The 3,529-nt window shown below is 43.2% G+C and carries 3 protein-coding genes; all 3 read right to left on the bottom strand.

Translation table 11 applies throughout. The annotated features are described in order from the left end of the window. Positions 1-417: 417 nt before the first annotated feature. On the bottom strand, positions 418-1,479 hold the full coding sequence (argC, locus tag O9295_RS04945; protein WP_288032134.1) for an N-acetyl-gamma-glutamyl-phosphate reductase: 1,062 nt from the start codon (positions 1,477-1,479) through the stop codon (positions 418-420). Between the two features lie 274 nt (positions 1,480-1,753). Further along, positions 1,754-2,017 carry a DUF3146 family protein gene (locus O9295_RS04940; protein ID WP_002733391.1) on the bottom strand — a complete coding sequence of 88 codons (264 nt, stop codon included), beginning with the start codon at positions 2,015-2,017 and terminating at the stop codon, positions 1,754-1,756. Positions 2,018-2,103: 86 nt separating this feature from the next. After that, the gene (locus O9295_RS04935) at positions 2,104-3,093 is read right to left on the bottom strand and encodes a DUF389 domain-containing protein (protein WP_288032132.1); all 990 of its coding nucleotides are present in this window, start codon (positions 3,091-3,093) and stop codon (positions 2,104-2,106) included. Between the last annotated feature and the right edge of the window lie 436 nt (positions 3,094-3,529).

Raw genomic sequence — 3,529 nt, 5'->3', positions numbered from 1 at the left:
GCTGAATAAATCTAAAAACCTTGTTGGATAAGACTTTTGGACTTTTTTCCCCTCAAAAAGTGCCAGCCATTGCGGGGATCGGGGGGAAAATTCCTGGACTTTTTCCCTGAAAATTAGGTAGTTGACCACCTGAAAATCGATGAAACCCCACACCCCACACCCCACACCCCACACCCTGCCCCCAGGAAAAGCTTTTTCAGCAAACCCTAATTACAAATGTATCAGCAGCTGCGTGTAAGCATCCCACCGAAAAACTAATGCGCTCCGGGGTTTGGGGGGTAGAACCCCCCAAAGGCTTGGATTGAGTGATAAAATCGGAAGTGATCACCGATTTTAGAAGATAGTTTCCCTTTAAAAATCCCAACTCAGTAGATTTACAAAAATGAGATGTACTCGGTTAAACGCATCCAGGAATTTTTAAGGATAAAAACACATTTGCGGCAAAGCAAGGGATTCTTCCCAACCCATCATGAGATTGAGACATTGTACCGCTTGTCCCGATTGTCCCTTAACTAAATTATCGATCGCTGACATCACGATCACTCGATCGGTTCTCGGATCCACTTCAATACCGAGATAACATAAATTAGTACCACAGGCCCATTTAGTTTGTGGATAGACTCCCCCGGGTAGGATTTTGACAAAGGGAGAAGCGCGATAAAAAGCATTGTAGATAGTGATTAAATCATCCCGCACCAGATTGGGATCCCGCAAAGTTGCATAGACTGTGGACAGGATACCCCGAACCATGGGCATTAAATGGGGAGTGAACTGAACGCGCACCTCATGACCGGCTAAATCACTGCAAATCTGCTCGATTTCGGGAGTATGACGGTGTTTTCCCGCTACATTATAGGCCCCGATCGAACTATCTGCTTCTGCCAATAACATATTAATCTTAGCTTGTCTTCCTCCCCCCGAAGTTCCCGATTTGGCATCAATAATCGTGGTTTCCGGGACAATTAAACCCTGTTTTAACAGGGGAGAAATCGCCATTAAACTAGCAGTAGGATAACATCCGGGGCAACCGATCAAAGAGGCATTTTTAATATCTTCCCGATAAAGTTCCGGTAAACCGTACACAGCCGTAGATGCGATCGCTTGATCCTGACGTTCCTTGCCATACCATTTACTATAGGTGTCTAGGCTAGTAAAACGATAATCTGCCGACAGATCCAAGACTTTACACCCTTTAGCGAGCAAAGGAGGGGCTAAATCACAAGCTAAACCATTGGGTAAACCCAAGAAAACCACTTGACAACGGGAGGCAATTGTCTCTAAATCGATCGCCTCCACATTAAGATTAATACTATGACCGAGATGGGGATATAAATCACTGTAGGGTTTCCCCGCACTACTATCGCCCCCCAGATAGACTAATTCGACAAGGGGATGTTCTTTGAGCAAACGTACCAACTGTACGCCACCATATCCCGAAGCACCGACAATACCCACTGAAACCTTCTGTCCTTGCGTCATTTCCCTTGTTCCTAAAAATTCTTATCGTTAATATAACGCTTTGCTATGGCCGAATTTTAGCCTAACCGGCAGGATTTAAATCAAAAAACTTCCTGTAAAAATCTAGTATCTCGGCCGGGTTGTCCATAAACCGTCAATTTCTCTTGATCAATAGGCTGTTATCTTAATGATGAGGTACAAAGTTTTCCTTTTAGGGAATCTGTCATCGGGAGATGAGGCCAAATTAAGTTAAACTTCATCCTTAGGAGAAAGGCTGTAATTCAATCCCCCATATTTAAAATTTTGAGCGCACTGTAAATTCATAATCTCCTCCCGGTTCTAATTGATAATCGTAGCGTTCTAAAAACCGATTCAAGGGTTCAAAAATCAAAGCCCTACCTAGGGAAGGTTGTACTAATAACTTGCCTTGAAGAAAATGCCATTGAAAACGCCATTGATATTGTTCCGTCCGCACTTCTCCCTCTAATTTCCCCGTTTGCCAAGATTGCTTAATTATCCGCACATAAGCCGTGCTTTCTGGTCGATTGCCGCCACTCACCTGAACCCTACCTATAGATTAAATATCAAACATTAAGATAACGAATTAATCCTTGTTTGTCATTACTTGAGCTAATTTTCTCGACTTTATTCTGGGGCAGTGACTTCATTAACCTTAGAAACCAAGACATTTAATTGAAAAGGTCGCCCCATTTCCTTAGTAATGAATTCTTCCAACAATTCCACCTGTCTGGGGGTAATACTTTCCGCAGTTCTTACTACTAATCTCACCCGGGGAGGTTGCTTGAGCCAATTAATCGAAGATTCCAATAATTCTGCCCGTTGAAAAGTAATCGTTCGTTGTAATAAAGCTTTTTTGAGCAACCTTTCTAAGCGAGCTTGATTGGCCAGAGTTGCAAAACTTATTCCTAACGGAATTAGCAAAACTGCTGTCAGGATAGAAGTCAAAATTAGAGCGTTACGCGCCCGATGAAAATTAGAATAACCTGCCAGCAAAAAGACCAACAAACAGGAGAGAGCAATGCCTAATAAATTGGTAATATATAACAGAGTTGCCCCCAAACTTAGGACCCAATTCCCTTGGGATAATCCTAAACCAATCGTACAAACTGGCGGCATTAAAGCCACGGCGATCGCTGTTCCCGCTAAAGTACCTGAAATTTTCGGTTCTATTTTGGCATAACCACTGATTGCCCCCGCCGTAATTGCTACTCCTAAATCTAAAAGATTCGGTTGAGAACGGGCCTGAATTTCACTACCAAATTCGGAAATTCCGATCAATAATCCTAGCAACCAAGCTATCGCTAAAGCGATGATCGTACCAACTAAAATCGCCAAGGCCGACTTACGAATTAATCGCCAACTGCCAATTAAACCACCAAAAGCCAGACTACGAATCGGCAACATCAAAGGGGCAATAATCATCGCCCCAATAATCACGGCCGCACTATTGGCGACTAAGCCAAAGGTAGCGATCGCACAAGAACTGACAATCAAAGCTAGATAAGGAAAATCGAGGGACGCTTCTAACCATAAATCGCACCACATAGTCCGCGATTGTTGCCAGGTCAAGGGTTTTCTTGAGAACCACGAGTGGGGCCGTTCTTTTCTCGTCATGGGGCTGAGGAAGATTGACTTTTCTTTTACTTATAGCTTTTTTTGTCTAATCAATGTATATTTGTATCATTTTCTTTAACTAATCTTACCGTTTTTTTCTTCGCCTCGATTGATGAAACCTCCTGCCCGCTGCCATCTGCCGACCGCCTTCGTTAACGCCCCTAGGCCAAGTAGAAATTAGCAAAGAAATTACCGACGAAACCCGACAGATTGATCTATTTTTTTCGCCTCATCCAGAGGGGCAAATAACTGTCGATAATCTAGGATTATTAGTGGGACTTAGACAAAAAACAACTCGAGAAAAGCCTCAACTCCAATCCCCGCTTGGGATTTACTTCGAGAAGCCCAAAATCGCTGAAACCCAGATAGATCAAGGAAAATCATAAATCGAGGTTAACCCTTTGTCCCGTAATGGTTTGAGCCTTTTTTGCTGACC

It is taken from the genome of Microcystis sp. LE18-22.4A, from assembly GCF_027531105.1.
Taxonomy (GTDB): domain Bacteria; phylum Cyanobacteriota; class Cyanobacteriia; order Cyanobacteriales; family Microcystaceae; genus Microcystis; species Microcystis aeruginosa.
This window is presented reverse-complemented; position numbering and strand designations above follow the sequence as displayed.

Coding starts and splice junctions, on each gene's coding strand:
- argC (WP_288032134.1), bottom strand. CDS start 1,479: ATGACGCAAGGACAGAAGGTTTCAGTGGGTATTGTCGGTGCTTCGGGA.
- O9295_RS04935 (WP_288032132.1), bottom strand. CDS start 3,093: ATGACGAGAAAAGAACGGCCCCACTCGTGGTTCTCAAGAAAACCCTTG.